21 protein-coding genes and 5 pseudogenes are annotated in these 24,666 nt (G+C 58.8%); 13 read left to right on the plus strand and 13 right to left on the minus strand.

The features are described from left to right. The first annotated feature begins 25 nt into the window (after positions 1-25). The 5 genes and pseudogenes from Mame_RS27750 to istA all read left to right on the plus strand — a co-directional run. On the plus strand, positions 26-148 hold the full coding sequence (locus tag Mame_RS27750) for a DUF2933 domain-containing protein (RefSeq protein WP_230802127.1): 123 nt from the start codon (positions 26-28) through the stop codon (positions 146-148). Continuing rightward, positions 148-801, plus strand: a complete 654-nt coding sequence (locus Mame_RS25310; protein ID WP_018065789.1) for a methyltransferase family protein — start codon at positions 148-150, stop codon at positions 799-801. Before Mame_RS27750 ends, Mame_RS25310 begins: the two co-directional genes overlap by 1 nt. Positions 802-886: 85 nt before the next feature. Then, the gene (locus Mame_RS25315; protein ID WP_155122304.1) at positions 887-1,591 is read left to right on the plus strand and encodes a ferric reductase-like transmembrane domain-containing protein; all 705 of its coding nucleotides are present in this window, start codon (positions 887-889) and stop codon (positions 1,589-1,591) included. 108 nt (positions 1,592-1,699) lie between these two features. Next, the gene (locus Mame_RS25320) at positions 1,700-3,043 is read left to right on the plus strand and encodes an APC family permease (protein ID WP_018065787.1); all 1,344 of its coding nucleotides are present in this window, start codon (positions 1,700-1,702) and stop codon (positions 3,041-3,043) included. Between the two features lie 180 nt (positions 3,044-3,223). Beyond that, a pseudogene (istA, locus tag Mame_RS25325) lies at positions 3,224-3,931 on the plus strand (IS21 family transposase); the annotation flags it as partial. 99 nt (positions 3,932-4,030) lie between these two features. Here the strand turns inward: istA and Mame_RS25330 are convergent. Beyond that, positions 4,031-5,260 carry an IS110 family RNA-guided transposase gene (locus Mame_RS25330; RefSeq protein WP_018065785.1) on the minus strand — a complete coding sequence of 410 codons (1,230 nt, stop codon included), beginning with the start codon at positions 5,258-5,260 and terminating at the stop codon, positions 4,031-4,033. A gap of 253 nt (positions 5,261-5,513) precedes the next feature. On the opposite strand from Mame_RS25330, the pseudogene Mame_RS25335 reads away from it, so the two are divergent. From Mame_RS25335 to Mame_RS25355, 5 genes and pseudogenes are all read left to right on the plus strand, one after another. After that, a pseudogene (locus Mame_RS25335) lies at positions 5,514-6,293 on the plus strand (Mu transposase domain-containing protein); the annotation flags it as partial. 24 nt (positions 6,294-6,317) lie between these two features. Beyond that, positions 6,318-7,076 (plus strand): IS21-like element helper ATPase IstB, encoded by a 759-nt coding sequence (istB, locus tag Mame_RS25340; RefSeq protein ID WP_026173652.1) that lies wholly within the window; start codon positions 6,318-6,320, stop codon positions 7,074-7,076. 293 nt (positions 7,077-7,369) lie between these two features. Then, a complete protein-coding gene (locus Mame_RS25345; protein ID WP_155122305.1) occupies positions 7,370-7,741 on the plus strand; it encodes a hypothetical protein in 372 nt (123 codons plus the stop codon). Between the two features lie 64 nt (positions 7,742-7,805). Beyond that, positions 7,806-9,266 (plus strand): multicopper oxidase family protein, encoded by a 1,461-nt coding sequence (locus tag Mame_RS25350; RefSeq protein ID WP_018065782.1) that lies wholly within the window; start codon positions 7,806-7,808, stop codon positions 9,264-9,266. A 57-nt stretch (positions 9,267-9,323) separates the two neighbouring features. Continuing rightward, positions 9,324-10,184 carry a F510_1955 family glycosylhydrolase gene (locus Mame_RS25355; protein ID WP_018065781.1) on the plus strand — a complete coding sequence of 287 codons (861 nt, stop codon included), beginning with the start codon at positions 9,324-9,326 and terminating at the stop codon, positions 10,182-10,184. 43 nt (positions 10,185-10,227) lie between these two features. On the opposite strand, the gene Mame_RS25360 is transcribed toward Mame_RS25355, so the two are convergent. The 8 genes from Mame_RS25360 to Mame_RS25395 form a co-directional block, all read right to left on the minus strand. Continuing rightward, a complete protein-coding gene (locus Mame_RS25360; RefSeq protein ID WP_018065780.1) occupies positions 10,228-10,656 on the minus strand; it encodes a FixH family protein in 429 nt (142 codons plus the stop codon). Between the two features lie 335 nt (positions 10,657-10,991). After that, positions 10,992-12,104, minus strand: a complete 1,113-nt coding sequence (locus Mame_RS25365) for a flavin-containing monooxygenase (protein WP_051085129.1) — start codon at positions 12,102-12,104, stop codon at positions 10,992-10,994. Next, positions 12,101-12,565, minus strand: a complete 465-nt coding sequence (lspA, locus tag Mame_RS25370; RefSeq protein WP_009452631.1) for a signal peptidase II — start codon at positions 12,563-12,565, stop codon at positions 12,101-12,103. The genes Mame_RS25365 and lspA overlap by 4 nt, the downstream gene beginning before the upstream one ends. 25 nt (positions 12,566-12,590) lie before the next feature. Then, positions 12,591-13,334, minus strand: a complete 744-nt coding sequence (locus tag Mame_RS25375; protein WP_018065777.1) for a cytochrome c biogenesis CcdA family protein — start codon at positions 13,332-13,334, stop codon at positions 12,591-12,593. Next, positions 13,334-13,954, minus strand: coding sequence for an SCO family protein (locus Mame_RS25380; protein ID WP_009452629.1), 621 nt, complete (start codon positions 13,952-13,954; stop codon positions 13,334-13,336). The genes Mame_RS25375 and Mame_RS25380 overlap by 1 nt, the downstream gene beginning before the upstream one ends. Then, a complete protein-coding gene (locus Mame_RS25385; RefSeq protein WP_009452628.1) occupies positions 13,951-14,454 on the minus strand; it encodes a copper chaperone PCu(A)C in 504 nt (167 codons plus the stop codon). Before Mame_RS25385 ends, Mame_RS25380 begins: the two co-directional genes overlap by 4 nt. After that, the gene (locus Mame_RS25390; protein ID WP_018065776.1) at positions 14,447-15,064 is read right to left on the minus strand and encodes a cation efflux transmembrane domain-containing protein; all 618 of its coding nucleotides are present in this window, start codon (positions 15,062-15,064) and stop codon (positions 14,447-14,449) included. The genes Mame_RS25385 and Mame_RS25390 overlap by 8 nt, the downstream gene beginning before the upstream one ends. A 66-nt stretch (positions 15,065-15,130) precedes the next feature. After that, on the minus strand, positions 15,131-17,263 hold the full coding sequence (locus tag Mame_RS25395; RefSeq protein WP_024706424.1) for a heavy metal translocating P-type ATPase: 2,133 nt from the start codon (positions 17,261-17,263) through the stop codon (positions 15,131-15,133). A gap of 221 nt (positions 17,264-17,484) precedes the next feature. On the opposite strand from Mame_RS25395, the gene Mame_RS25400 reads away from it, so the two are divergent. Then, positions 17,485-17,991 (plus strand): disulfide bond formation protein B, encoded by a 507-nt coding sequence (locus tag Mame_RS25400; RefSeq protein WP_169337200.1) that lies wholly within the window; start codon positions 17,485-17,487, stop codon positions 17,989-17,991. A gap of 161 nt (positions 17,992-18,152) precedes the next feature. Here the strand turns inward: Mame_RS25400 and Mame_RS25405 are convergent. The 3 genes and pseudogenes from Mame_RS25405 to Mame_RS25415 form a co-directional block, all read right to left on the minus strand. Further along, positions 18,153-18,704, minus strand: a pseudogene (locus Mame_RS25405) (IS110 family RNA-guided transposase); the annotation flags it as partial. Positions 18,705-18,781: 77 nt separating this feature from the next. Continuing rightward, positions 18,782-20,133 (minus strand): IS3 family transposase gene (locus tag Mame_RS25410; protein ID WP_155122306.1). Its coding sequence is split into 2 segments (ribosomal slippage): positions 18,782-19,795 and positions 19,798-20,133, totalling 1,350 coding nucleotides; the frame shifts between segments, so codons are not numbered across the junction. Between the two features lie 88 nt (positions 20,134-20,221). Continuing rightward, positions 20,222-20,758: pseudogene (locus tag Mame_RS25415) on the minus strand (IS21 family transposase); the annotation flags it as partial. Positions 20,759-21,456: 698 nt separating this feature from the next. On the opposite strand from Mame_RS25415, the gene Mame_RS25420 reads away from it, so the two are divergent. Together Mame_RS25420 and Mame_RS25425 are read left to right on the plus strand one after the other, a co-directional pair. Further along, complete coding sequence (locus tag Mame_RS25420; protein WP_236953515.1) at positions 21,457-22,821, plus strand: sulfatase; 1,365 nt, start codon at positions 21,457-21,459, stop codon at positions 22,819-22,821. Positions 22,822-22,908: 87 nt separating this feature from the next. After that, a pseudogene (locus tag Mame_RS25425) lies at positions 22,909-23,175 on the plus strand (SDR family oxidoreductase); the annotation flags it as partial. 376 nt (positions 23,176-23,551) lie between these two features. Here the strand turns inward: Mame_RS25425 and Mame_RS25430 are convergent. Then, positions 23,552-24,664: an ABC transporter permease gene (locus Mame_RS25430; RefSeq protein ID WP_018065767.1), complete on the minus strand. Its 1,113-nt coding sequence runs from the start codon at positions 24,662-24,664 to the stop codon at positions 23,552-23,554. Between the last annotated feature and the right edge of the window lie 2 nt (positions 24,665-24,666).

Consider the following 24,666-nt stretch of genomic DNA (forward strand, 5'->3'; position numbering starts at 1 on the left):
CCTTCTCCTGGGTTACGAGCACCGGGTGCACATCCTGAGCAGCGGATTGCTGATCTGGCTGCCATTGCTGCTTTGCGTTGGAATGCACTTCTTTATGCACGGCGGTCATGGAGGCCACGGCGGGCACGGTAAGGGAGACGACCAGTAATGACCGATGCAGGTGCTTCCTATGGACTCTGGCTGCTAGTATTTATCAATTCGGCGGTGTTCATCATTTTCGCCTTCAGTTTCTTCAAGCCGCAGACAAAACGCGACTGGCGCAGTTTTGGAGCGTTCAGCGCCTTTGTCGTAGCTCTCTTCACCGAGATGTATGGGTTCCCGTTGACCATCTTCTTTCTTTCCGGCTGGCTGCAATCGACCTGGCCGGAGGTAGACTGGTTTGCCCACGACAGCGGACATCTCCCCGAAATGATGTTCGGCTGGCAATCGAACCCGCATTTCGGGCCGTTCCACCTCCTGAGCTTCGTCTTTATCGGCGGCGGCTTCTGGCTCATATCCGTGGCATGGTACCATCTGTGGAACGCGCAGCGTCAGGGGTTGCTTGCGACGACAGGCCCCTATGCCCGCATTCGCCATCCCCAGTATGTGGGGTTCGTGCTGATCATGCTGGGCTTTCTCGTGCAATGGCCGACCCTCCTGACGCTCGCGATGTTCCCGGTGCTGGTCTGGATGTACGCACGGCTTGCCCGCGGCGAGGAGGGGGACAGTCGCGCCCGTTTTGGCGAAAGCTGGGACAGGTATGCCAGCCGGGTTCCGGCTTTCATACCAAACGTCAACACTCTGCAGAATGTTGAACGCTGATTGGAAGCGAAAGCCGATCTGATGTGCTATTTGCGTGCCTAAAACATCTTTGGAAGACTGCAAACATACGGTATCTGAAACCATGATGAAAAAACCCGCCCTTCTGCGGCGCGTACTAATCATAGGAACGTCCGTGCTGACGGGATACCTGCTGCTTGCTTCGTGTGCCGAGTGGTCGGAGATGCACCGCTACAACCGAGCGCTGGGGGATCTTTCACTGCTGCTCATCGTTGCTGCAATGGCGATTGGGCCGCTCGCACGCTTGTCGTCTACGCCCTTTTTACGGAAGCTTATGCCGTACCGACGCGAGCTCGGTATTTATGCGGTTCTGGCGGCGACGGTGCATACCATCATAATACTGATCGGCTGGGTCGAGCTTGATTTTGCACGGCTGTTCGGTTTTGAGTATCACCCCCAACTGCAACGCTACGTGATGCTTCAGCACGGGTTTGCGCTGGCCAATGTGGTTGGGATCGCGGCACTGCTCTACGGCTTTGTGCTTGCCGGTACGTCGAATAATTTCAGCCAAAGGGTACTTGGCACGTCCGTGTGGAAATACATCCAGCAGGGCGCTTATGTTCTGTGGTGGCTGGCAGTGCTGCACACGGCCTATTTCTTGTTCTTTCATTTTCTTGATTTCCACCGCCAAATGCCTGAGCCAAACTGGGCGCGATGGCCGTTCGTTGCCCTTGTGGCGTCAGTTATCGCTCTGCAAGGGGCCGCCGTTGTAGTCACATGGCGTTCGCAAACTTCCCGGCGGATCTACGGCGCACCCTCGCAACGGGAGTAGTCGCGATTTCATCAGACGCCCAGGGTCGGGACTTCTGGCGGCCTGAAACCGATCGGGTGGGCATGCGCAGAGGCGTAACGACCTAAAAAGCAACCAAGGCAGATCGAAATGCAGAAACACGATAAAAACCGCGATGGGAACGACGGCTACCGTGAAGGCTCGATCAGCCTTGGCGGAGCTGTTGCCATGGGCACGGGCGTGATGATCGGTGCGGGCATCTTTGCCCTGACCGGACAAATCGCCCAGCTGGCTGGACCACTATTTCCACTCGCGTTCATCGCTGGTGCCATCGTGACCAGCTTCAGCGCTTACAGCTACATCAAGATGTCGAACGCCTGGCCCTCGGCAGGGGGCATCGCGATGATCCTTCAGAAATGCTATGGATCGGGGGCGGTCGCGGCGGGAGCGGCGCTCTTGATGGCGCTCAGCATGGTGATCGCGGAAAGCCTCGTCGCACGGACATTCGCCACTTATGTCTTGCGGCCTTTGGATATCACGGGCGGGCCACTTGTGCCCGTTCTGGCGGTTGCCGTGATCGTGTTCGCATTCTTGGTCAACATCGCAGGAAACCGCTCCGTCGGGCTATTCTCTCTAGTCATGGCGGCGATCAAGATCGGGGGCATCGCGCTGTTCGGTATCGCAGCACTCTGGTCAAGCGGGTTTCAGTTCGCCGCCGCGTCAGAAACGGCCGAGACCTTTGGAGTGACAGGCTTCATCGCGTCCGTTGCGCTGGCGATCCTTGCCTTCAAGGGCTTTACCACGATCACCAACAGCGGCGGCGAAATCACCGATCCCCACCGCAATGTGGGCCGCACTATCATGCTGTCCATCGCGATCTGCGTGGTGGTCTACCTGCTTGTGGCCTTTGGCGTGGGCGCGAGCCTGACAATCGACGAAATCATCGCCGCGCGCGACTATTCGCTGGCCCAGGCGGCTGAGCCCGCACTCGGGCAGGTCGGCTTTTACTTGACGGTCGTGTTGGCGGCCGTGGCCACAGCATCCGGCGTGCTGGCCAGCGTTTTCGCAGTGTCGCGGATGCTGACCATGCTGACGGAGATGAAAATGATCCCGCACAGCCATTTTGGCATGTCCGGGGCTGTCCAGCGGCATATGCTGGTCTATACAGTCGTTATCGCCTCGACGCTGGCCGTGCTCTTTGATTTGGGACGGATCGCATCCCTTGGTGCCTTCTTTTACCTCGTCATGGACATGATCATACATTGGGGCGTGTTCCGCTATCGTCGAACCGAAGTTGGCGCCTCCAGTATCGTGCTTTTGTCTGCGCTCTCTCTCGATGCAATTGTATTGGCAGCTTTCACCGTAATGAAGCTTCAAAGTGATCCAATGATCGTTCTGTATGCGGCTGTCGGAATGATCGCTGTCTTCGCTTTCGAGCGCGTTTACTTGTCGCGATGGTTGGCACCTCAGGCCGCGCATTCCCACGGTGAATAGCCAGCCATCATCTAGCCCTGAAGGAATGCGATGCCTTGTGCACCGATTGCGATCAATCTGAGATCGGCGGTGCAAAAGTCGGCCACGGAAGCGGCGGAATAATTCGGTCGCGGGCGGCGTAAAAACCGGCCACCTATTTTCCTTCTGCAATGAGCGCAGGAGGGACAGAGGATTTACACCGTGGATCTTTATCTGAAGGTTCGCCTGGCGGTCTCGGAAGGGATGAGCCGACGTCAGGCAGCCAAACACTTCAACATATCCCGCGACAGCGTAGCGAAGATGCTGACGTATTCGACGCCTCCTGGCTATCAGCGACAATCACCAGTCCGGCGACCGAAGCTGGACGCGTTCGTTTCGACGATCGACCACTGGTTGGCTGAAGACGCGAAGGTACCGCGCAAACAGCGCCATACGGCCAAGCGTGTGTTTGACCGGCTTCGCGACGAATGCGGGTTCACCGGCGGCTATACGATCATCAAGGATTATATCCGCGAGCGGGAACAGCGTCGCCAGGAAGTGTTCGTGCCGCTTTCTCATCCGCCCGGCCATGCGCAGGCTGATTTCGGTGAGGCGACGGTGGTGATCGGCGGTATCGAGCAGAAAGCCCGGTTCTTTGTGCTCGATCTTCCGCATAGCGACGGCTGCTACGTGCGGGCTTATCCGGCGGCGGTGGCCGAGGCCTGGGTCGATGGCCACGTCCATGCGTTCGCCTTCTTCGGGGCCGTGCCGCAGTCGATCGTTTATGACAATGACCGCTGCCTTGTGGCGAGTATCCTGCCTGACGGCACGCGCAAGCGGGCGACACTGTTCAGCGGGTTCCTGTCCCATTATCTGATCCGGGATCGCTATGGCCGCCCCGGAAAGGGCAATGACACGGATGAGATCGAATAGCCCCTTCGACAGAAATTGTGGTATTTTCTTCAGGCCCACGGGCGACCACGTGGTGAACGGCCGGGCATGAGGTTCAAGCCCTGCGGCGCAGCCAGATCATCGTCGCTCCTCATTTGTGGCGTCCGTGGGTTTTGAGCGGGCCCCTCGTTGTCGCCATCCGTCGGTCATTCGCCGATATGCGCCTTCGGCCTGCTGAGCGCGGTTGCGCTCCTCCCGGCGACGTTGCGTGATGTTGTAGTCATAGCCGGCACCTTTCTGGCCGCGTCTCGGCGGATGTCCGGCGCGCAGTTCGAGGTCACGAAGTTTCTTGGCATGTAGCGAGGGGCGAACCCAGCTGTAGTCTTCACCTTTGGTCAGCAGGTGCCAGATGATTACTGCCAGCTTACGGGCAACCGCCACTGCGGCAATGTGATTGCCGCGTTTGCTCCGCACGCGCTCGTAGAAGGCACGCAACGGCCCTGGACTTCGCACGGTCTGCCAGGCCGCTTCGACAAGTAAATGGCGGGCATTTGCGCGTCCGCGTTTGGTGATCCGACCATGATGGGCGGGGCCATCACCAGATTGATGGACGCTTGGATTGAGACCGATATAGGCAACCAGCTTGTCGGGGTTGTCAAAACGCTCGATTTTGCCGATCGCCGCCATCAATCCGACAGCAACCACCATGTCGATGCCCGGGATCGTCATCAATCGTGTCACGTTCGGATCGGACAAGGCGGCGCGTGCAATGTCACGTTCCACTCCCTTCAGTGCATCGGACTGGCGGTCGTATTCCTCGACGTGCCGTTCAATGGCCTCCCGCTCGTCGTCCGGTAGATACTGGGCCCGCAGCCAGATCCGCCCCTTGCCGCCGAAGAGATCGGCAAATGGGCAGGGTGGAATCAGGTTCGCGTGCAGGATCGACTGGACGATCGATTTTAGACGGGTCCGTTGCCGGACAAGTTGCGTTCGGCGCGTCACCTGACGTCGGCGAGCCAAGGCTGCCGCGTCCGGGATCCAGACCTCCGGCAGGAAGCCGGCGGCGTAGAGTTGCGCCAGGACGCGCGCGTCGATCGCGTCAGTCTTGATCTTCGCCTTGGCGATCAGATGGACCTGCAACGGATTTGCCACGGCCACCCTTGCCACGCGCGGAGCGAGAATCTCCACAACCGCGGTCGCATTGCCGGTCGCTTCCACCACGACATGATCCGACGGCAGAAGTGTTCTGGCAAAGTCTTCCAGATGCTCCCGCGTCATGCCGATCCGGCCAAGTCGCTTGGTTTCTCCATCTTCAAGGGCCACCGCTTCGGCGAAGACGCGGTGGATATCCATGCCGATGATGCGCATATCTACCTCCTTTGCTATGTCATCCCTCTTCTCAGGAACTGGCGGGCTACACGGCAACTACGGATCCGCGCTCGCAGCGCATTCGGGTAAGCCGCAGGGGCGACCATATAAAGGCTCGGGCTCGCAGCCCATGTCTTTCGCTCGGCCTGCCCGCACTCGCGTGCTCCCGACGCCCCACATCCCGAATGGTCTCACCATAGCGCCTGCCACCGAAGTGCGGCAAAGATATCGAGGCGTCAGCGTGATCATGCCAGATAAGGGCAACGTCGAGGGCCTTGTCGGTTATGCCCGGCGTAACTTCATGGTCCCCATCCCGCAGTTTGCGACCTTTGATGCGTTCAATGCCTTTCTGGAAGAACAGTGCCGCAAGCGCCAGCGCGACAGGCTGCGCGGTGAGAGCGAGACGATCGGTGAACGGCTGCAGCGTGATCTGGCTGCCATGCAGCCCTTGCCAGCGTCGCCCTTCGATGCCTGCGATCAGGCCAGTGCCAAGGTCACGGCACAGTCTCTCGTTCGCTACAAGACGAACGATTATTCCGTACCCGCCGCCTACGGTCATCAGGACGTTTGGATCCGAGGCTATGTCGATGAGGTCGTGATCGGTTGCCGCAGCGAGGTCATCGCTCGCCATCCCCGAAGCTGGGATCGGGAGGATGTCATCTTCGACCCTGTTCATTACCTGCCGCTGATCGAACAGAAGATCAATGCGCTGGATCAGGCGGCCCCTTTGCAGGGCTGGGATCTGCCGGAGGAATTCGCCACACTGTGCCGCCTGATGGAAGGCCGCATGGCAAAACATGGCAGGCGGGAATACGTGCAGGTACTTCGACTGCTGGAAAACTTCGATATGGCCGACCTGCATGCGGCGGTGAAGCAGGCCATTCATCTCGGCGCGATCGGCTTCGACGCCGTCAAACATCTGATTCTTTGCCGGGTGGAGCGCCGGCCGCCGCGACTGGATCTATCGATCTATCCCTACCTGCCGAGAGCAACCGTCGAGACGACATCGGCGAAGGCGTATATGGGCCTCCTGTCATCGGGGGAAGGGAGAAGCGGCATGAGCACCGAAGCACCTGATATCCTGCTTGCCCACTACCTCAAGAGCCTGAAGCTGCCAACATTCCAACGGGAGTATCAGAAACTGGCCCGGCTTTGCGCCACCGAGGGCGTCGATCATATCGGATACCTTACCCGGCTTGCCGAACGTGAGATGATCGAACGGGATCGTCGCAAGGTCGAGCGGCGTATCAAGGCAGCCAAATTCCCGGTCGTCAAAAGTCTCGACAGTTTCGATTTTGCCGCCATCCCGAAGCTCAACAAGATGCAGGTTCTGGAACTTGCCCGCTGCGAATGGATCGAGCGTCGCGAGAACGTCATCGCTCTCGGCCCCAGTGGAACCGGCAAGACGCACATAGCGCTCGCCCTGGGCCTTGCCGCCTGCCAGAAGGGCCTGTCCGTTTGCTTCACCACAGCCGCTGCCCTGGTCAGTGAGATGATGGAAGCCCGTGACGAGCGGCGTCTCTTACGTTTCCAAAAGCAGATGGCAGGATGCAAGCTGCTGATCATCGACGAACTCGGCTTCGTGCCGCTCTCCAAGACCGGCGCAGAACTGCTGTTCGAGCTGATCTCGCAACGCTATGAACGGGGCGCCACCCTGTTCACCAGCAATCTGCCCTTTGACGAATGGACCGAAATTCTGGGTTCGGAGCGACTGACCGGCGCTCTGCTCGACCGTGTCACCCATCACGTCAACATTCTCGAAATGAACGGCGACAGCTATCGTCTCGCCCAAAGCCGCGCCCGAAAGGCCGGCTGAAACCCTTCAGAAAATCGCAACGCCGGTATGAGGCCCCCGCTCGGGCTACGCCCTCCCGCGGGCCTCATACCGGCGTCCAAAGTGGCCGACTTTTGCTCCGCCCCGTGGCCGGTTTTTACGCCGCCGTTGACAAGGGAACAGGTTCGATCGTACAAGGCCCGTCGTGTCGGCGCCGGCGAAACGAAGCGACCACGGCGCCAGAGAGCAATAGCCATGACCCCGGTGCAATGTGTCGCGCCGGGGTCGACCATGATCGTCTTGATGGCGTTTCCGCCCGGGATTACTATTCGACTATGTTCGTGCTCGCTTCGTACATCATGCGGATTGTTGCTGTTGTCACAGTGGTTCTGTCGATGACAGCCATGTCGTGGGCACAGATGTCCGGCGATGGCAGTCTCGTGCAGCACCATAAGGCGCATCAGGTCAGCGCGGATGCTACGGTTTCGATGACCGGGCACGGACCCGAGAACAAGAAGACCGGGCTGCACCACAACACGCTTTGCGCAACCGCGTGCGCCCTTGCTGGAACATTTCCAACGGCCTTGGACTTTAACTACCCACTTAGCTTAGAGCTGAAGTCTACGCCATTTAACGATATAGGCCGGCCTTCCTTCGGCCCCGAGCCGGGCCGCCGCCCTCCAAAATCCAACCCGATCCTCGCCTGAAGCTCCGCCTTGTTGGGCGGAAATGTACAGTCGCGCCTTCGCGCGCAAAGATCGGATAATTGGAATGACTATCACCTTGAACCGCCGTGGCTTTCTCACGGCGACAGCCGCACTTGCGGCATCCACTGCTTTCCCTTTTGCAAGTCAGGGCCAAGAACCTGTCCGCCGACTCGTCGCCTCCACTCGTACGATCGAGGTCAATGGAAAGACCGCCTCCGTCTATGGCATTTCCGGCCCAGATGGGCGGCAGGGGCTTACCCTCGATCCCGGCGAACGTTTCGCACTCACCCTCGAAAACAGCCTGGACGTCGAGACTATAATTCACTGGCATGGACAGCTTCCCCCCAACGCGCAGGACGGGGTCCCCGACATGCCGATGCCCAAACTCGCTAGTGGCGAAATCCGGTCCTATGATTTCGAACCTCTGGCAGGAACCCATTGGATGCACAGCCACGTGCCGATCCAGGAGATGAACCTGCTTGCCGCCCCTCTCATCGTCCGCAGCGTAGAGGACGTAGCTGAGGATCGGCAGGAGGTTGTTATGTTCCTTCACGATTTTTCCTTCAAGAACCCTGAAACGATCCTCGAAGAGATTACCAGCGGAACCGGGCATGGGGATATGAGCCACGGTTCATCGATGCCGATGGATCATGGCGGCATGGATATGGAGCGAATGGACATGAGCGACATGGAGAGCATGTCCACGATGGCCATGGACCTCAACGATTTCGATTTCGACGCGTACCTCGTCAATGATCGGACCCTGGACGATCCCGAACTCGTGCATGTCGAACGCCGAGGACGGGTTAAGCTGCGCATCATTAACGGGTCTTCGGCGACGTCCTTCTGGATCGATACCGGAGTTGATGGGCGCCTAGTAGCAGTCGATGGCCACAAGGTCGCTCCCATCACCGGACGTCGGTTCGGCCTTGCTATGGGACAGCGTCTCGACATCGACCTTGATCTGCCCACAGAGTCCCGGGCGTTCCCCATTCTGGCGCTGCGCGAAGGTGAGCGGGAACGCACCGGTCTGATCCTCGCACCGCGAGGAGCAGCAGTCCCGACGATGTCAGGAATGAGCGATACTGCTGCCCCGGCGTTCGACGTCGATTTCTCGCAAGAGGCAGCTTTACAGGCTCTCGACCCTCTGCCCGAACGGACGGTTTCCAATAGTCGGATGGTGATGCTGGAAGGGACCATGTCCCCCTATGTCTGGACCATCGACGGTCGCGGCTGGGGCGAACATGAACCGATCGTCGCCAAAAGCGGTGAGCGTGTCGAACTCACTTTCCACAACATGTCGATGATGGGCCACCCGATGCACCTGCATGGCCACGCCTTTCAAGTCGTGGGTCACGGATCGCGTCGTTTTTGGGGCGCGGTGCGCGACACAGTTTACGTGCCGCCGATGGCGAGCGTGACAATCGCCATTGATGCGGGCGAAGCGGCAAGGTGGATGCTCCATTGTCACCATATGCCTCACCTCTCAACGGGCATGATGACCGAATTCCGCGTCGAGACTTGAGCCGAAACCAGCCGGCCTCGAACAACGGGGTCGGCACTGACATTTGAGGAGATGACCATGTCATTTTTCAAGACTGCTTCGGTCGCATTGGTCGCCGCGTTGCTGGTTTCGCCACACATCGCACTGAGCCAGGAAGCCCGCCCGCTGAGCGAAGTCCTTAAGCAGACCCACGTTCACGGCCTGGCACCTGAGCTGAATTCGAGCCGTATCCTGATGGCGACGCACCACGGCTTATGGGCTGTCAATCTCGATCAGGAGACAGCACATCTGCTGGGAGACAGCCGCGACGACTTCATGGGCTTCTCGCACCACCCTGCCGATGCTGGAAGGTTTTGGGCAAGTGGCCATCCGATTACAGGTGGCAATCTCGGTGTGATCATGAGTACGGATGGTGGTGAGAACTGGACGAAAGTTGCCGAGGGTGTCGGCGGCCCCGTCGACTTCCACCAAATGACCGTTAGCCAAGCTGATCCAGACGTACTTTACGGCGTTCACCACGGCGCAAGCCTTCAGAAGAGCGACGACGGTGGGCGCAGCTGGGACGAAGTCGGGCTTCTGCCCGACGGCATTATCGATCTAGCTGCCTCCGCGATCGCGCCAAACGCTCTATTCGCGGCCACCAACACGGGACTTTTCAAGAGTGAAGATGCAGGCCGGACGTGGATTAGGAGCTATGAGAGCAGCGCCCCGGTTTCTTCGATTCACGTAGACGAGACCGGTGTCGTCGCCTTCATCCTTGGCGTCGGGTTAGTCACGGCGAGCGAGAACGACCTCGCCTTTTCTGTTGTCGCCGATGGCTTTGGCGACACTTACCTGTTGCATCTGACGTCCATCGAGGAAGGGTTCGTGGCCGTGACGGATCAAAACGCCCTTGTCGTCCTGTCACCCGAAGGCGAACCGGTAAAATCGATTTTGTGACGAAGAGCATTGGGGGCGCATTGGCGCCCCCAAGGCAGGGGTCCTACCATCGAAGTTCGATCTGTCCGAACTCATCAGCGAATCGAATTCGAACCTCCCAGATCCCAGCCATGGGAAGAATGGCACTCGCTTGGTAAGCTCCTGGCCCGGCAGACAGGATCTCGACCGGGACACTCATCTGGTGCGCGGGCATATTAACTTGCACATCTGGTTCTGGGGATTCCTCGTGGCCAATCGGCACATCGATGAACACGGTCAGGATTCCGCTGCTGTTGATACTGGCACTGACGTCAAACGACATGTTGTCGGTAATGGGTGCCGACAATCCACCTGATCCCGGAGGAATCCGAGCGATCCATGGGATGCTGGCGAGCATCAAGACTAATCCCAAAAACAAGGCGCCTGCCGTCCAAATGGCCACGGACGGGAAGGAGTATCGGCGTCGACGATGGCGCTGATCATGCAGCTTCATAGTACCTTTTCCTCTGCTCGCGCCTTCAGTTGAAGCGCAGGCTTTTCGATCCATCGCCACGAGAGATAAGCCAGGCCTCCGGCGATGGTGCCGGAAAGGACGAAAAGAACCAGGACTTGGGGGCCGGCCCAGATTGGCTCGCGCGTCAGAACCTGCTGAACTGGCCAGGCGAGAAGGTGGCCCCCTGTGCATTATTGGGACATAGATTCACGGTAGGAACCTGCTGGACGGTACCAACGCGGTCGGGCAACAAGCGACGCCATCCGGGACGTCCCTGAGGCAGGTCATTGCTTCTGAAACCAGACGCTGCAGGTGGCCGACGTCACCGCGACCTATCATACCGGCACGTCGCGACCGGAGCAGAATTTCGCGCATGCGGCGACAACTGCGGAAGCATCTTCACCAGCGCCCATCACGAGGGCTGAAGCACGATTTCGCTGCCACGGACGTCCTAGATGAAAAAGGCCCGGTACGGGAGAAAGGCCGCCTTCTTGCAGAATGCTTCCGTTGGAACGGGTACTGCCTGGAATCTGGAGCCATGCGCTATCGTCTCGATATCCGATGCACCAGATGACGGAATCGATCACCCGTTTCGATCCATCGGCAAAGAATGCGAGGCGGTCTTGTGAAGAGACTAAGCGTTTCGCGACGGCTACGCCCCTTCGTTCCAAGTCGTCAAGGCTCCGATCCCTGTCAGGAAAGGGGTCCGCGCGCCGCATCACGCGTCCTATCGTCGATTCGGGCCTTGCTCTCATCAAGCCCAATGTGTGCAGCCACCACCATGTACTCTGGCCCAGAATGCGCTCGGGAAACAGACGGCGGCTGCGTCCAGCCGCAAGCACCACTTCATGGGTCAAAGCCAGCTCGGCTGCGATGTCGCGTCCGCTTGCTCCATCTCCGACAATAAGGACCATGCCAAGCGGGAGATCACTGGGATTGTGATAACTTTCCGGTGTTAGTTGCTTGACTGCGCTGTCGAAGCCGGCAGCAATCGTTGGGATTATCGGTTTCTGAAACGCACCCGTCGCGACGATCACTGCCTTCGCTACTATGTACCTGCCATCGTCGAGTTGCGCGGCGAACCGCTCATCGGCCCGGCGTTCGAGCCGAGCCACACCATTTCCGGAATGCACCGGTAGGTCGAAATGGCTGGCGTAGGTTTCGAGATAATTCGCAAACTCGTCTCGCGTTGGATAGCCTTCTGGGTCCCCATCGAGCGCAAGACCAGGCAGCGAACTAAATGCGCGCGGAGTGAACAGGGTCAGGGAATCGTAGCGATGGCGCCAACTGTCGCCGACGCGGGCATGGCGATCGACGATTTGGAATGAAAGCTCTGGTCGGGCAAGATAATAGCCGGCTGCGAGTCCCGCTTGACCCGCGCCGATCACTAGAACGTCTATTTCCTCCGAACCATGGCTCACGGATAGCTGGCGAGGGCTTCTGTTCATGCAGCCTTTGCTTTGCCTTTTACCAGAATGCTCTCCATCAGCAAAAGCCCTACCCCACAGACAATCGCCACGTCGGCAAGATTGAAGGCGGGCCAATGATAGCTGCCGATGTAAAAATCCAGGAAATCCGTCACGGCACCCTGCCGGAGCCGGTCGAGCAGATTGCCGAGCGCCCCCCCAACCACGAGCCCGAGGGCGGATGCCGTCAGGCGGCTGTCGCTTCGATGGATCCAGATAAGGAGGCCGGCGACTATAGCGAGCGGGAACGCCATCAGGAGCCAAACCGGCGCCTGGCCGAACAATCCGAAGCTCACGCCGGTGTTAAAGCCGAGCACGAGATTAAAGAAGCCGGTGACGGGAATGACCTGAGGTGGATTCATAACATGGTCCATGACCCACCACTTCGTCGCCTGATCAATGAAAAACCCGCCAAGGGCGAGTGGAAGGCCGAGCCTGAGCATGTCCGAATGTCCTTTAAACTCCGGCTTAGCCGATCCGACCGAGGGCCGGGAACGTCTGGAGCAGCCATATTGCAAAGCTAGAGAGATGGCCGGTGATCATGGCGATGCCCATCACCACCATCACCCCACCAGCGACGATTTTGAGCACCCGGCCGGTGCGGCGCATCGACATCATCCGCGCCATGAACCCGCGCATGAATAAAGCCGCCAAGATGAAAGGGAGGCCAAGGCCCAGGGAATAGACGGCGAGCAGCGTCGTTCCGCTTGCAACCGTGGCGTTGGCAGCGGAGAGGGTCAGAATCGCACCTAGCACTGGTCCGATGCAGGGAGCCCAGCCGAACGCAAAAGCGAGACCCAGGAGATAAGCGGCCCCAGCGCTTCCGCTGCCCGGATTGGCATGGAACCGGGCTTCACGATTGAGCCAGGGCATTGGTACGAGGCCGGTCGTGAATAGGCCGAAGACGATAACGATCCCTCCGCCAATCAGGTTCGCTTCGAAAAGATACATGCGCAAGAGCCGGCTCAACACGGTGGCGCTGGCCCCAAGGATGACAAACACGGTCGTGAAGCCGAGCACGAAGCAGAGGCTGAGGCCGAGAGTTCGGCCCGCTGCCCTGAATTCTGTATCGGCCGCAATTCCGTCCGGGCTAATCGTGCGGCCTGCAACGTAGGAAATATAGCCCGGCACCAGCGGCAGAACGCAGGGCGACAGGAAGGATATAACGCCAGCGGCGAAAGCCGTCGCCATTCCGATACTGGAGAACTCCATCAGCCAATCTCGCCCACTAGACGGCGGAGCTTCTGCAAGCGAATCTCACGCGGCTCGTGCATGTCGAGCGTGCCGACGAATTGGCTCTCGGCATCCATCATGTAGACGCCTGCGGTGTGATCCATCGTGTATTCGCCCCCCTCCAGAGGCACTTTTCGCGCGTAGGCCGCAAAGGCCTTCACCACGGCGTCCGTTTCCTGTCGATTTCCCCGCAATGCGAGGATGCGATCATCAAAGGCTGTCATGTATTGAGCCAGCAGCTCTTGGCTGTCTCGTTCGGGATCGACGGTGAAGAACAGTACGTTGAACTGGTCGGCCACCGGCCCGAGCTCGTTCATGAGATCGCTGAGTTCGTAGAGCGTCGTCGGACACACATCGGGACAATGGGTGAAGCCGAAGAAGGCGAGATAAGGCTTTCCAGCAAGCGCGGCATTGTCGATCGTCCCGCCTTGATGCGATGTGAGCTGGAACGGGCCGCCGATAGCTGCGATGCCTGTCGAAGACGCGACCGCCGCATTTTGCTGCTGCCAAGGCTTGGACACTGACAAGCCGATGAAAAGCCCACCGACAGCGGCGACGGCAACCCATGCAACAAGACGGAAAAGTTTGACGCCGCTCATTGGACAGCCTCTCCGTGCCCGTCATGTTCGTTCGCAAATTCCGGACGAGCACCCATGTTCTGCACAGCGAACTCAACGTCGATGGTACCGGCCTGCTCGAACACCAGTGTTGCGGCAAACCGCTCCCCTTCCTTCAAAGGACGCGATGGCTTCAAAAACATGATGTGTATACCGCCAGGTTGAAGTTCGACCGTCTTGCCAGCCCCAATTTCGATGCCATTTTGCACCGGCCTCATGCTGGCAACCCCGTCGATCACGGTCGACTCGTGGATTTCCGCCCGTTCTGACAGAGGTGATGAGATCGAAACCAGACGGTCGGCCATACCGCCATCGTTCGTTAGCGTCAGATAGCCGCCGGCTACCGGCGCGACCGGCGGAGTCGCGCGCGACCACGGATGATTGATGGTGATCGAACCGGCTTGGAAGTCGTGACCAACGGCAGGAGAGATCAATACCGCAAGGGTAAGGAAGGCGGCGGATAGGGCTCGTGAACTAATCATGTTGATTAACTTTCTCTCCAGCTTCCCCGGCCTTTTCAAGAATTTCCAAGCCGCTTCTGACAACGACAACAACCACGCCCAGGCCGATGATCAGATCCGGGTAGGGCGAATTGAAAAGGATTACGGCCAGACCCGAAAGCGCGATGGCTGAGTTCACGAGCATGTCGTTTGTCGTGAAAATCCATGAGGCTTGCAGATGCACGCCGCCTTCCCGATGAGAATTCAGGAACCACATGCAGATCATATTCGTAAGCGCGCTCGCGATTGCCACGGCAATCATGACCGGCCCTATCGGATCGGAGCCAGTGAAGAAGCGACGACCGACTTCAAATAGAAGAAGACCAGCGAAAACCATCAGAAGGATACCCGACAGCCGGGCAACTCGAACCTTCGCCGCCAAACCGCGACCTACGACGAAAAGGCTAATAGCGTAGACACCGGCATCGCCAAGATTATCGAGTGCAGAGCCCATCAATCCTGTTGACTGAGCCCACCACCCTAATCCCCCCACAATGGCTGCCTGGGCCGTATTGATCGCAAGCACCCATGCGAGCGCCCATTGTTCGCTCTTCTCGGATGAAGTGGCACTGCCCTTGGACTGATTACTCATAAATTACACCTCGGCTTTCTTGGCGAGAAGTGGAAGCCGCGACCTGCCTTCGCGCACTGCTTGGGCTCATTTGTCGCGGGTGCCGCGCCAGGTCAGCAGGCGCAGCGCATTGGCTGTAACGAGGACCGTAGCGCCCGTATCGGCGAGAATCGCCATCCAGAGCGTGGTAATGCCGAATAGAGTCGTCACGAGGAAGACGGCCTTCAGACCAAGCGCTATGGCGATATTTTGCCAAATATTGCCGAGTGTCGCCTGTGACAACCCGATGAGATCGGCAACACCCGTCACCCGGTTTCTGAGCAGCGCGGCATCTGCGGTCTCCAGAGCAACGTCGGTGCCTGCACCCATGGCAACGCCAACGGAAGCGGCTGCGAGCGCCGGCGCGTCATTGATACCGTCTCCCACCATGGCGATCGGGCCATTAGCTTTGAGGCGACCGATCTCGGCGAGCTTGGCGTCGGGCAACAATTCGGCGCTTGCCTCAAGGCCAAGATGGGCCGCAATGGCGTCGGCCGTGCGCTTGTTGTCGCCGGTCAGCATCAGTGGCCGCACACCTCGATCTGTCAGCCGCTTCACACCTTCGATAGCGTCGTCGCGCGGTTCGTCGCGCAACGCGATCAATCCCTCGATGGTCTTGCCCTTTATAAGCACGACGACCGTCTTGCCCTGGCTCTCCAGTATGGTGATCGTCTCGGCAATGTTCTCTTCGAGGGCAGCCTGTTCGGCGGCATGACGGGGAGACCCGACCGAAGCGAAGCCGTCCTTCAACCGCGCTGTGACCGCTTTGCCGGGTGTGGCAACGCCGCCCCCGAAGGTGACGGGCAGTTCGAGCCCCCGCACTTTTGCCGCCTCCACGATTGCAACCCCGAGAGGATGGCTGGTGCTGCGCTCGACGGCCGCTGCAATGGCAAGGACGGCGTTCTCGTCCCCATTGATCGGCACAATGTCCGTCACCTGGGGATGGCCACGCGTCAGCGTTCCTGTCTTGTCGAAGGCAACAGTTACGACCTTACCGAGTATTTCCAGTGCCGCGCCCCCCTTAATCAGCAATCCCTGACGCGCGCCGGCGGCAAGACCCGAGGCAATAGCCGCCGGCGTGGAAATCACGAGCGCGCAGGGGCAAGCAATCAGCAACGTCGCAAGACCCCGATATACCCATGTCATCCAGTCACCGCCGAAGGCGAGCGGCGGCACCACGACGATCAGAGCCGCGACGACCATAGCGCCAGGCGTATACCAGCGGCTGAAACGGTCGATCATACGCGCCGTCGGGGCCTTTGATTCCTGAGCTTCCTCGACCATGTGGATGATGCGGGCAATGGTATTGTCGGCCGCGACATGACTGATCGACACTCGCAACTCGCCATTTGCATTGATGCTGCCGGCATAGACGTTTGCGCCGGCTTCTTTAAGCACGGGCATGGATTCGCCTGTCACGGGCGCCTCATCGACCTCAGATGCACCATCAATCACCGTGCCGTCAGACGGCACACGGTCCCCAGGCCGAACAACGACGACATCACCAATAGCCAACTCTTCGGCAGCGACCTGCTCAATGACACCATCACGCTCGCGGAACGCGACCCGGGGCACGAGATCGATCAGCGCTTCAATGCCTGCCCGCGCACGGCCTGCCGCCACGGTTTCAAGCAGCTCGCCCACTGCGAACAGGAAGATCACGACAGCAGCTTCTTCGGCCTCGCCGATGGCGACCGCGCCGAGTGCCGCGACCGTCATCAACGTCTCGATGGTGAAGGGTGAGCCGGACATCGCACCGGCGACCGCCCGCCGCGCGAACGGGATAACGCTGATCAGGGCCGCACCTGAATAGAGCCATTGCTCCCAATCCGGCAGGATACGCGCAATGGCGAAGGCAAGCATGAACAGTGCGCCGGTCAGCAGTACAAGCCGACCCTTGCTGCCTTTCCACCACGCCTCTGTGATGCGCTTCCGAGGCGGCCCCCCCTTCGTCTCAGCCTGCTCGATCACTGGCGTGTACCCGAGCGCTCGGATCTTTTGCTCAATAGTGCCGAGGGCCGTCCGGTCTTCATCGAGTTGCAATGCTAGCGTCTCGTTGGCGTAGCTGACATTGATGTCGCTAACGCCCGGCAGGCGTTGCATCGCCGTCTCGATTTTCAATGCGCACGAGGCGCAGTCCATGCCTTCTATACGCAGTCTGTAAGGGCTCGCTGCCGCCATGGTGTCACCTCGATGGTTTAATGTGACACCGCAGATAGACCCTGTAGCAACTATAGGGTCAAGAGTGGACTTCGTTTATTTGATTTCGCGCTGCGATCCACGTGCAAATTCGCGGTACAACTTCATTAAGGAGCCTTGACCCTGTAGTGGGTACAGGGTGCAGAAATAGTTGAATGCAAAGGTAAATGGAGCGAAGCGAAACGATGGCGAAAGGGAGTGCTATGACCACCGGGGCGGGCACGACTGCAAATACCTGGGCGTTCGTCTTCTCGGCATGGCTCATTGCGCTTGCCGCCTCGCTCAGCGCTCTCTTCATTGGTGAGGTCATGGGACAGACGCCGTGCAATCTGTGCTGGCATCAGCGCGCTTTCATGTTTCCGCTGGCGGTCATTCTGGCTGTCGCTAGCTTTCGAGGTGATGCCAGCGTTTCCCGGTACGGACTTCCACTGGCTGCCCTAGGTGCCGCCATCGCTGCATTCCACTCCCTCCTTTATGCGAGGATCCTTCCAGCAGCCATCGAGCCTTGTACACAAGACGGCCCGTCATGTTCTGGCGTCGAGATGACGGTCCTTGGCATTTTGCCGCTCCCTTACCTATCGCTCGCCGCCTTTGTGTCATATGTGGAACGACCCGCTTGGCAAGGGCTTTTTCAGACAGTTGATCACGCGGGAACGGTGCGGTCATATGTTCGGCCTTTCAGCGCGGCGATTAACCGCTGGCCTCGATGAGATCCGCGATGCGAGCGGCTAATCAACGGCACGCGCTTTGAGCGCGTTGACACAAGCGGCCTCTCTCGCCTCGGGATTTCGTCCCATGGAATCATCGTCTGCTTTTGCACCTCACCTCTGCCGGCTACCGCGCCGACAGTTCATTTTGGCCGACTTCCGGTTCAAGCATTCGCGACGCTATCTACCGGTGCCATGCCTCGATATATCCCGCCCTTGGTCAGAAGTGCCCATATGACCCGGGCCGTCTTGTTTGCGAGCGCGACGGCCACGACCTTGTAGGGCCGTCGGGTCAGAAGCGCGCTCAGCCATTTCGGCGCTTTATCGTTGCCTCGGACGCGTCGCAGGACAGAGCTCGCGCCGAGGACGAGCAAGGAGCGGAGCTCGGGATTGCCCATCTTTGATATTCCTCCCAACCTCTCTTTGCCACCGCTCGAATGGGATCTCGGCGTTAATCCCAGCCAGGCTGCGAAGTGGCGAGCGGATTTGAACCCGCCAGGATCTGGAACAAGCGCCTTGATTGACGCCGCCGTGATCGGGCCGACGCCTGGTATAGTGGCCAGACGTCGCATATCCTCATCGCGCTTCGCTTCGGCGACAATCTCCCGTTCGAGCTTCACGATCTGCGCGAACAACGCCTCGATCTGATCGGCGAGGGTGGACAGAGCGAAGCGCGCAGTCTTCGGCAGGCGAGCATCGGTCGCATCACGCACGATGTCTGTCCGTCATCGAATGATTATGGACAGAATGCGGTTTGGATTTCAGGAGGATCTGGCTCGTCTGATGTGTTGATTTAAACGGCGTTTGCGTGATGTTGCAAGCGTCGGTTCTGAATGGTCTGTTGCTTGATCCTTTTTCGCTGTTTCAGGATTTCGTCTCCTCTGCCGAAGTAGACATCCGCTGGCGTGAGATTGCCGAGGCTCTCGTGGTATCGGCGATTGTTGTAATGGTCGATAAACGCCCCGATCTGAGCTTCGAGGTCTTCCGGGAAGAAGTAATTTTCCAGCAGGATCCGGTTTTTCAGCGTCTGGTGCCAGCGCTCGATCTTGCCTTGGGTCTGCGGATGACCAGGCGCGCCGTGCAGCTGCTCCATTTTCCTGTCCTTCAGCCAATCCGCCAGGTCTTCGGCGATATAGCATCCGCCATTATCCGACAGCAGTCGCGGCTTGTGCTCCACCTTGACGCTGTCGCAACCGGATGCGGCCAGTGCAATGTTCAGCGTGTCGGTCACGTCGCCGACTTTCATGTTCGTACACAGCTTCCAGCCCACTATGTAACGCGAGAAGTCATCGAGAATGGTGGACAGATAGAACCAGCCCCAGCCGATTACTTTCAAATAGGTGAAATCGGTTTGCCACATCTCATTGGGGCGAACGGTCTTGTCCTTGAACTCATTGTCCGCCTTGACGACGATAAAAGCCGGTGAGGTGATCAGGTCATGGGCCTTGAGCAGGCGATAAACGGACGCTTCTGATACGAAATAGCTTTTTGTATCGGTGAAGGTCACCGCCAGTTCGCGCGGGGAGAGCTCCGGCTCTTCAAGCGCCAGTTCGATCACCTCCTCCCTGATAGCATCGGGAATCCGGTTCCACACGCGTGATGGAGCCGATGAGCGGTCCTCCAGCCCCTCAACGCCAAAGCGCTGGAAACGGTCATACCAGCGGTAAAAGGTCTGCCGTGGAATGGCGAGCTGTTCCAGCGTCTTCTTCACCGGCAGGTGCGATTGCTCAACCAGCCGGATGATTTCCAGCTTCTCGGATGCGGGATATCTCATTCTTCTGCGTCCCCATCCCCGATCATGCTTTTTTTGAGCAGGCGCAGCTCCAGCGTCTGCTCGGCCACGACCTCTTTCAGATCGCGTGCTTCCCGGCGCAACGCCTTCACCTCATCCGTGGTTGCGGCCCGTGCCGTATCGCCGGCCAAGCGCCGCTTGCCGGCCTCGAGAAATTCCTTCGACCAGGTGTAATACATGCTCTCGGCGATGCCCTCACGGCGGCAGAGTGCGGCAATGCTGTCTTCGCCGCGCAGGCCTTCCAACACAATGCGGATCTTTTCCTCAGCCGAATAGGATTTGCGGGTGGAACGGCGGATATCCTTGATCGCCTTGTCTGCGCTCGGCTTCTGCTGACCGGATTTCTGTCTCATCGTCACTTCCTTTGCGTGCGCTATGATGAGCCAAAACCCTCCCTTATCCGTTAAGCCTGATCTGTCTCAAAGGCGTTGAGACGGGACAGGCATCGAATAACATCTCGTGCGTCTGAAGCGGATAAGCCCGTACCAGGAAGGCGCGGCTATGCGACAGCTTCGTATGGGCCACCTGAAGTTTGACCCGTTCTCCGCCGATACTGGCCCAATCCTCGCTCCAATCGAACTGGAATGCCTCGCCGGGTTGAAACACCAAGGGGACGAAGGTGCCGCGTCCTGCTGTTTGCTCTGCGCGAAGCCGATCCTCCCGCCATGCCCGGGCAAAAGCCGCCACACGTCCGTAGGACCCATCGTAACCGAGCTTGGCCAGATCCTCATGCATCTGCTTTACGGTTCGACGGTCTTTGCGCGACTTGCGCGTTTGCGCCAGAAGCCAGGCCGACAATCGATCCGCATACGGATCCAACTTGCTCGACCGGGCCGGCGTCTTGAACTTCGGCTCGACCGCGCCCTCGCGCAAATACTTTCTGATGGTGTTGCGAGACAGCCCCGTTCGTCTGGAAATCTCGCGAATTGGCATTTTGTCACGCAATGCCCAACGTCTAATGACACTCAAAAATCCCATGTCGATCACTCCATATCTCCCCGACTGAAACCGTCAGGGCAATGTGTTCACATGGGTCAATTCTCAGTGAAAATTTGGGGGCCTACCGGGTCACTTCTCAGCGGAAATCAACACTCCTGATAGTCGATCCGCATTCTGTCCATAATCATTCGACGACGGACACTCTTCCGATTTCGCGGCGCCACCTTGGAAAACTAGACGGACTATCCGGGTAGATGCCAATGGCCGGATGAGGTCAAAGCGCAGATCGCTTTTCGTTAGGCGTCAGGCCGGAAACGTTGCAATCGAAGCTCGTGGCGGAGACCGGCGAGGCAGGACGCCGCCGCGAAAACGGCGGCCATGACGGAACATGTTGCCTTGCGATGGAAGTCAAAAGCAGCATTGAATCTCTTTCTCGTTTCAACTGCAGATAATCTTATTCGCTGAGTAAATTATGGCCGTTTCAAGGTATTTGCGGTTGTAGCGGCCTTACCGGGGAACTCTTCGTAGTTCAGTCGATTAAGCATTTGGGCCAGCCGACTGTCTGGCTTGGCCTATCGCAAGGGAGTGCTTCAATGGCCTTTTCTATTTCTCGTCGCAGTCTTCTTACCGGCACGGCCGCCGGTGTCAGCCTTGGCGTTGTCGGCACTGCTCTGGCCGTAGAGCAAAAAACTCAGGCACGCGCCGCGGCAACCGCCGGTCACTTGGAAAAACCGAACGTGATCCTGATCGTCACCGATACCACGCGGCGCGATCATATTGGCGCCTATGGCAATGACTGGATTCAGACTCCGAACCTGGACAAGCTTGCCGCCGCGAGCCTGCGCTTTACCCGGGCCGTGCCCGAGGCGATGCCGACCGTGCCGGCGCGCCGTTCCATCCACAGCGGCATGCGCACCTTTCCGTTCCGCAATTGGGTCAAGCGCAGCGGCAATGAATCGGGCGTCTGGGGCTGGCAGCACATCCCCGACGATCAACCTACACTCGCCGAACTGTTGTCGGCCGGCGGCTATACGACGATCCTGGTTTCCGACAATCCGCACACCTTCAAGCCGTCGATGAATTTCGCACGCGGCTTCAAGTCGCTGCAATGGATCAGAGGGCAGGAAGGCGATGACTATATGCCGCCATGGCTCGCTGATGACAGACTCATCGACCGATACCTGTATCAGGACGCAGGCGGCGAGGAACTGACCTCCAAGGGCGAAAATCTGCTGCTCGCCAACGAGTTGAGACAGTATCTCGCCAACAATGCAGATCGCGTTCGCGAAGAGGACTATCTCTGTGCCAAGGTGTTCCGCACCGCCGCGCGCATGCTGGAAAGTACGCCGCCCGACCAGCCGTTCTTTATGTCGATCGATTCCTTTGATCCCCACGAGCCCTGGGATGCGCCGCGTCACTATGCCGATCTTTATGACCCCGATTACGCCGATCCGGAGCCGGTTTCGCCGCGCTACGGCAAGAGCGACTATCTGACGCAGCGCCAGCTGAAGCGCATGCGCGCTCTCTATGCCGGTGAGCTCACCATGGTCGATCGTTGGATTGGTTATTTCATGCGGCAGGCGGAACAGCTCGGCCTTCTGGAAAACACGCTTGTCATCATGACCAGCGACCACGGCATGGCGCTTGGCGAACACGGTGCGCTTGGAAAACCGTCCTTCGCGTTATGGCCGGAGATGACGGATACGCCCTTCTTCATCCGCCACCCGGACGGCAAGCGCGCCGGTGAGGCCATGGACTATTTCGCATCGACCCACGACATTGCGCCGACCATCCTCTCCTTTGTCGGCATCGAGCCTGAAACCAGGTTCGACGGCGTCGACCTGATGCCGACGCTCGACGGCAAGATGCCATCCGATTCGCGTGATCATTTCACTTCCGGGATGAATAACTATGTCTGGGTATCGGACCGGCAGTATACGATGATTTCGAAGAACGATGGCAGCGATGCCAAGCTCTACGACATCGTTGCCGATCCCGATCAGCAGAATGACATTGCAGCCGACAATCCCGATATCGTCGAGCAGATGTTCGCGCTGGTGCTCGAGGATGCCGGGGGGGAACCGCTGCCGAGTTACGGCTGAAACGGATAGCAAAGGGACATCAAACGGATCGGTTGCGAAATCGATCCATTTTTTTAATGTCGTCGCCCATTATTCCGCCCGTTCTGCAAGGGAGCGGCCGACGCGCTGACCATCGGTCTGTCCCGCGAGCTCGGACCGAAGGGCATTCGGGTGAATGCAGTCCGGCCCGCCTTCATCGAAACCGATATCCATGCAAGCGGCGGCCGGCCCGACCGGGCCGGAGTGCTTGGCGCGACAACGCCCATGGGACGATCGGGACAACCGGAGGAAGTCGTCGACGCGATCACCTGGCTGATCAGCGATGCGTCATCTTACGTGACCGGCACTTTCGTGGACATGTCGGGCGGCCGATAGGTTGGCGCAAAGCTGCCTCTCGAGACTTCACCCGCACCTTGGAGCGACACAGCCCGTATTGACGGACGGCATCAAGGTCCTGAAGGGATACGAACCTGTGAAACGTGCCTGTCTCTCCATAAGCCATTGATAGATTGATACTCTCTGAAATTGTACGCCCGCGTTGTCAGCGGAATCTGAAACTGTTCGGTATTTGTGGCCTGAGCCGCCACTGCGGTTTGTTGGGGGCTGGGGCTGGCCAATAGGCATCGCCCCCTCCTCCCTTGAACACCGGCATCATAAACGGACGCTGGCGGCAAGGCGGGCCATCCATAAAGGCGAGGAAAATGTCGTTGATCGTGTCTTCGGAAACGACAATGAACAACGACTACGGCACTTATCGCAGGAACCCGCGGAAACGGCGCAGCGCGATGGTAAAGAGCGCCAGCCCGAGGACGGCCAGCCAGACGAATTGCGGCCAGACGACATCAAACCCCGCGCCGCGAAACAGGATGGCCTGCGACAGCGTCACGTAATGGGTATTGGGCGCCAGCAGCATGATGTCCTGAATGAATTGCGGCATGCTTTCGCGCGGCGTCAGACCGCCGGAAAGCACCTGCAGCGGCAGCAGCACCAGCATCAGCAGCAGGCCGAACTGCGGCATCGAGCCCGCAATCGTCGCCAGGAAAATGCCGAGCGAGCACATCGCGAACAACATCAACGCGCTGCCGGCCATGAACAGCGGCATGGAGCCGTTGACGGGCACGCCGAGAATGCCTTCAACCACGATCACGAGGGAAAGCGTCGAGGCAACGAGGACGACGAGGCCGATCGACCAGATCTTGCTGACCACGATTTCAAGCGCCGTGACCGGCATGACCAGAAGGTGTTCGATCGTGCCATGCTCGCGCTCGCGGATCAGCGCCGCGCCGGAAAGGATCATCGACAGCATGGTGATGCTGGTGATGATGTTGATGATCGAGCCGAACCACATCTGGCTGAGCTGCGGATTGTAGCTGGCGCGGATATCGAGAGAGACCGGAATTTTGCTGCCGCCTGGAGCACGGTTAAGATATTCGCTGACGGTATTGTCGATGATCTGCTGGATGTAGGTGTTGCCGGTAAAGGCCTGTGTCATGCGCGTGGCGTCGATATTGAGCTGCAGCTCCGGTTTTCGCCCGGCGAGCACATCCCGTTCGAAATCCGTCGGTATATCGAGCACGAAGGTCGATGTTCCGGTATCCAGCCGGGCGTCCATCTCGGCGGTGGTAATAATTTCAGGCTCGATGAAATAGGGAGGATAGAAGGCATCGACAATGCGTTGCGACAGCGCCGAGCGATCCTCATCGACAACCGCTATCGCCGCGCGGTTAAGCGTTTCCGGCATCGCCGAGGACTCCATGTAGATGGACAGCGAAAAGGCATAGACGATCAGAATGATCATCAGCGTGTCGCGGCCAAGCCCCCGTAATTCCTTGATGCCGAGCTGGAGGATATTGGAAAACCGCATGA

The sequence above is a fragment of the Martelella mediterranea DSM 17316 genome (assembly GCF_002043005.1).
Classification (GTDB): domain Bacteria; phylum Pseudomonadota; class Alphaproteobacteria; order Rhizobiales; family Rhizobiaceae; genus Martelella; species Martelella mediterranea.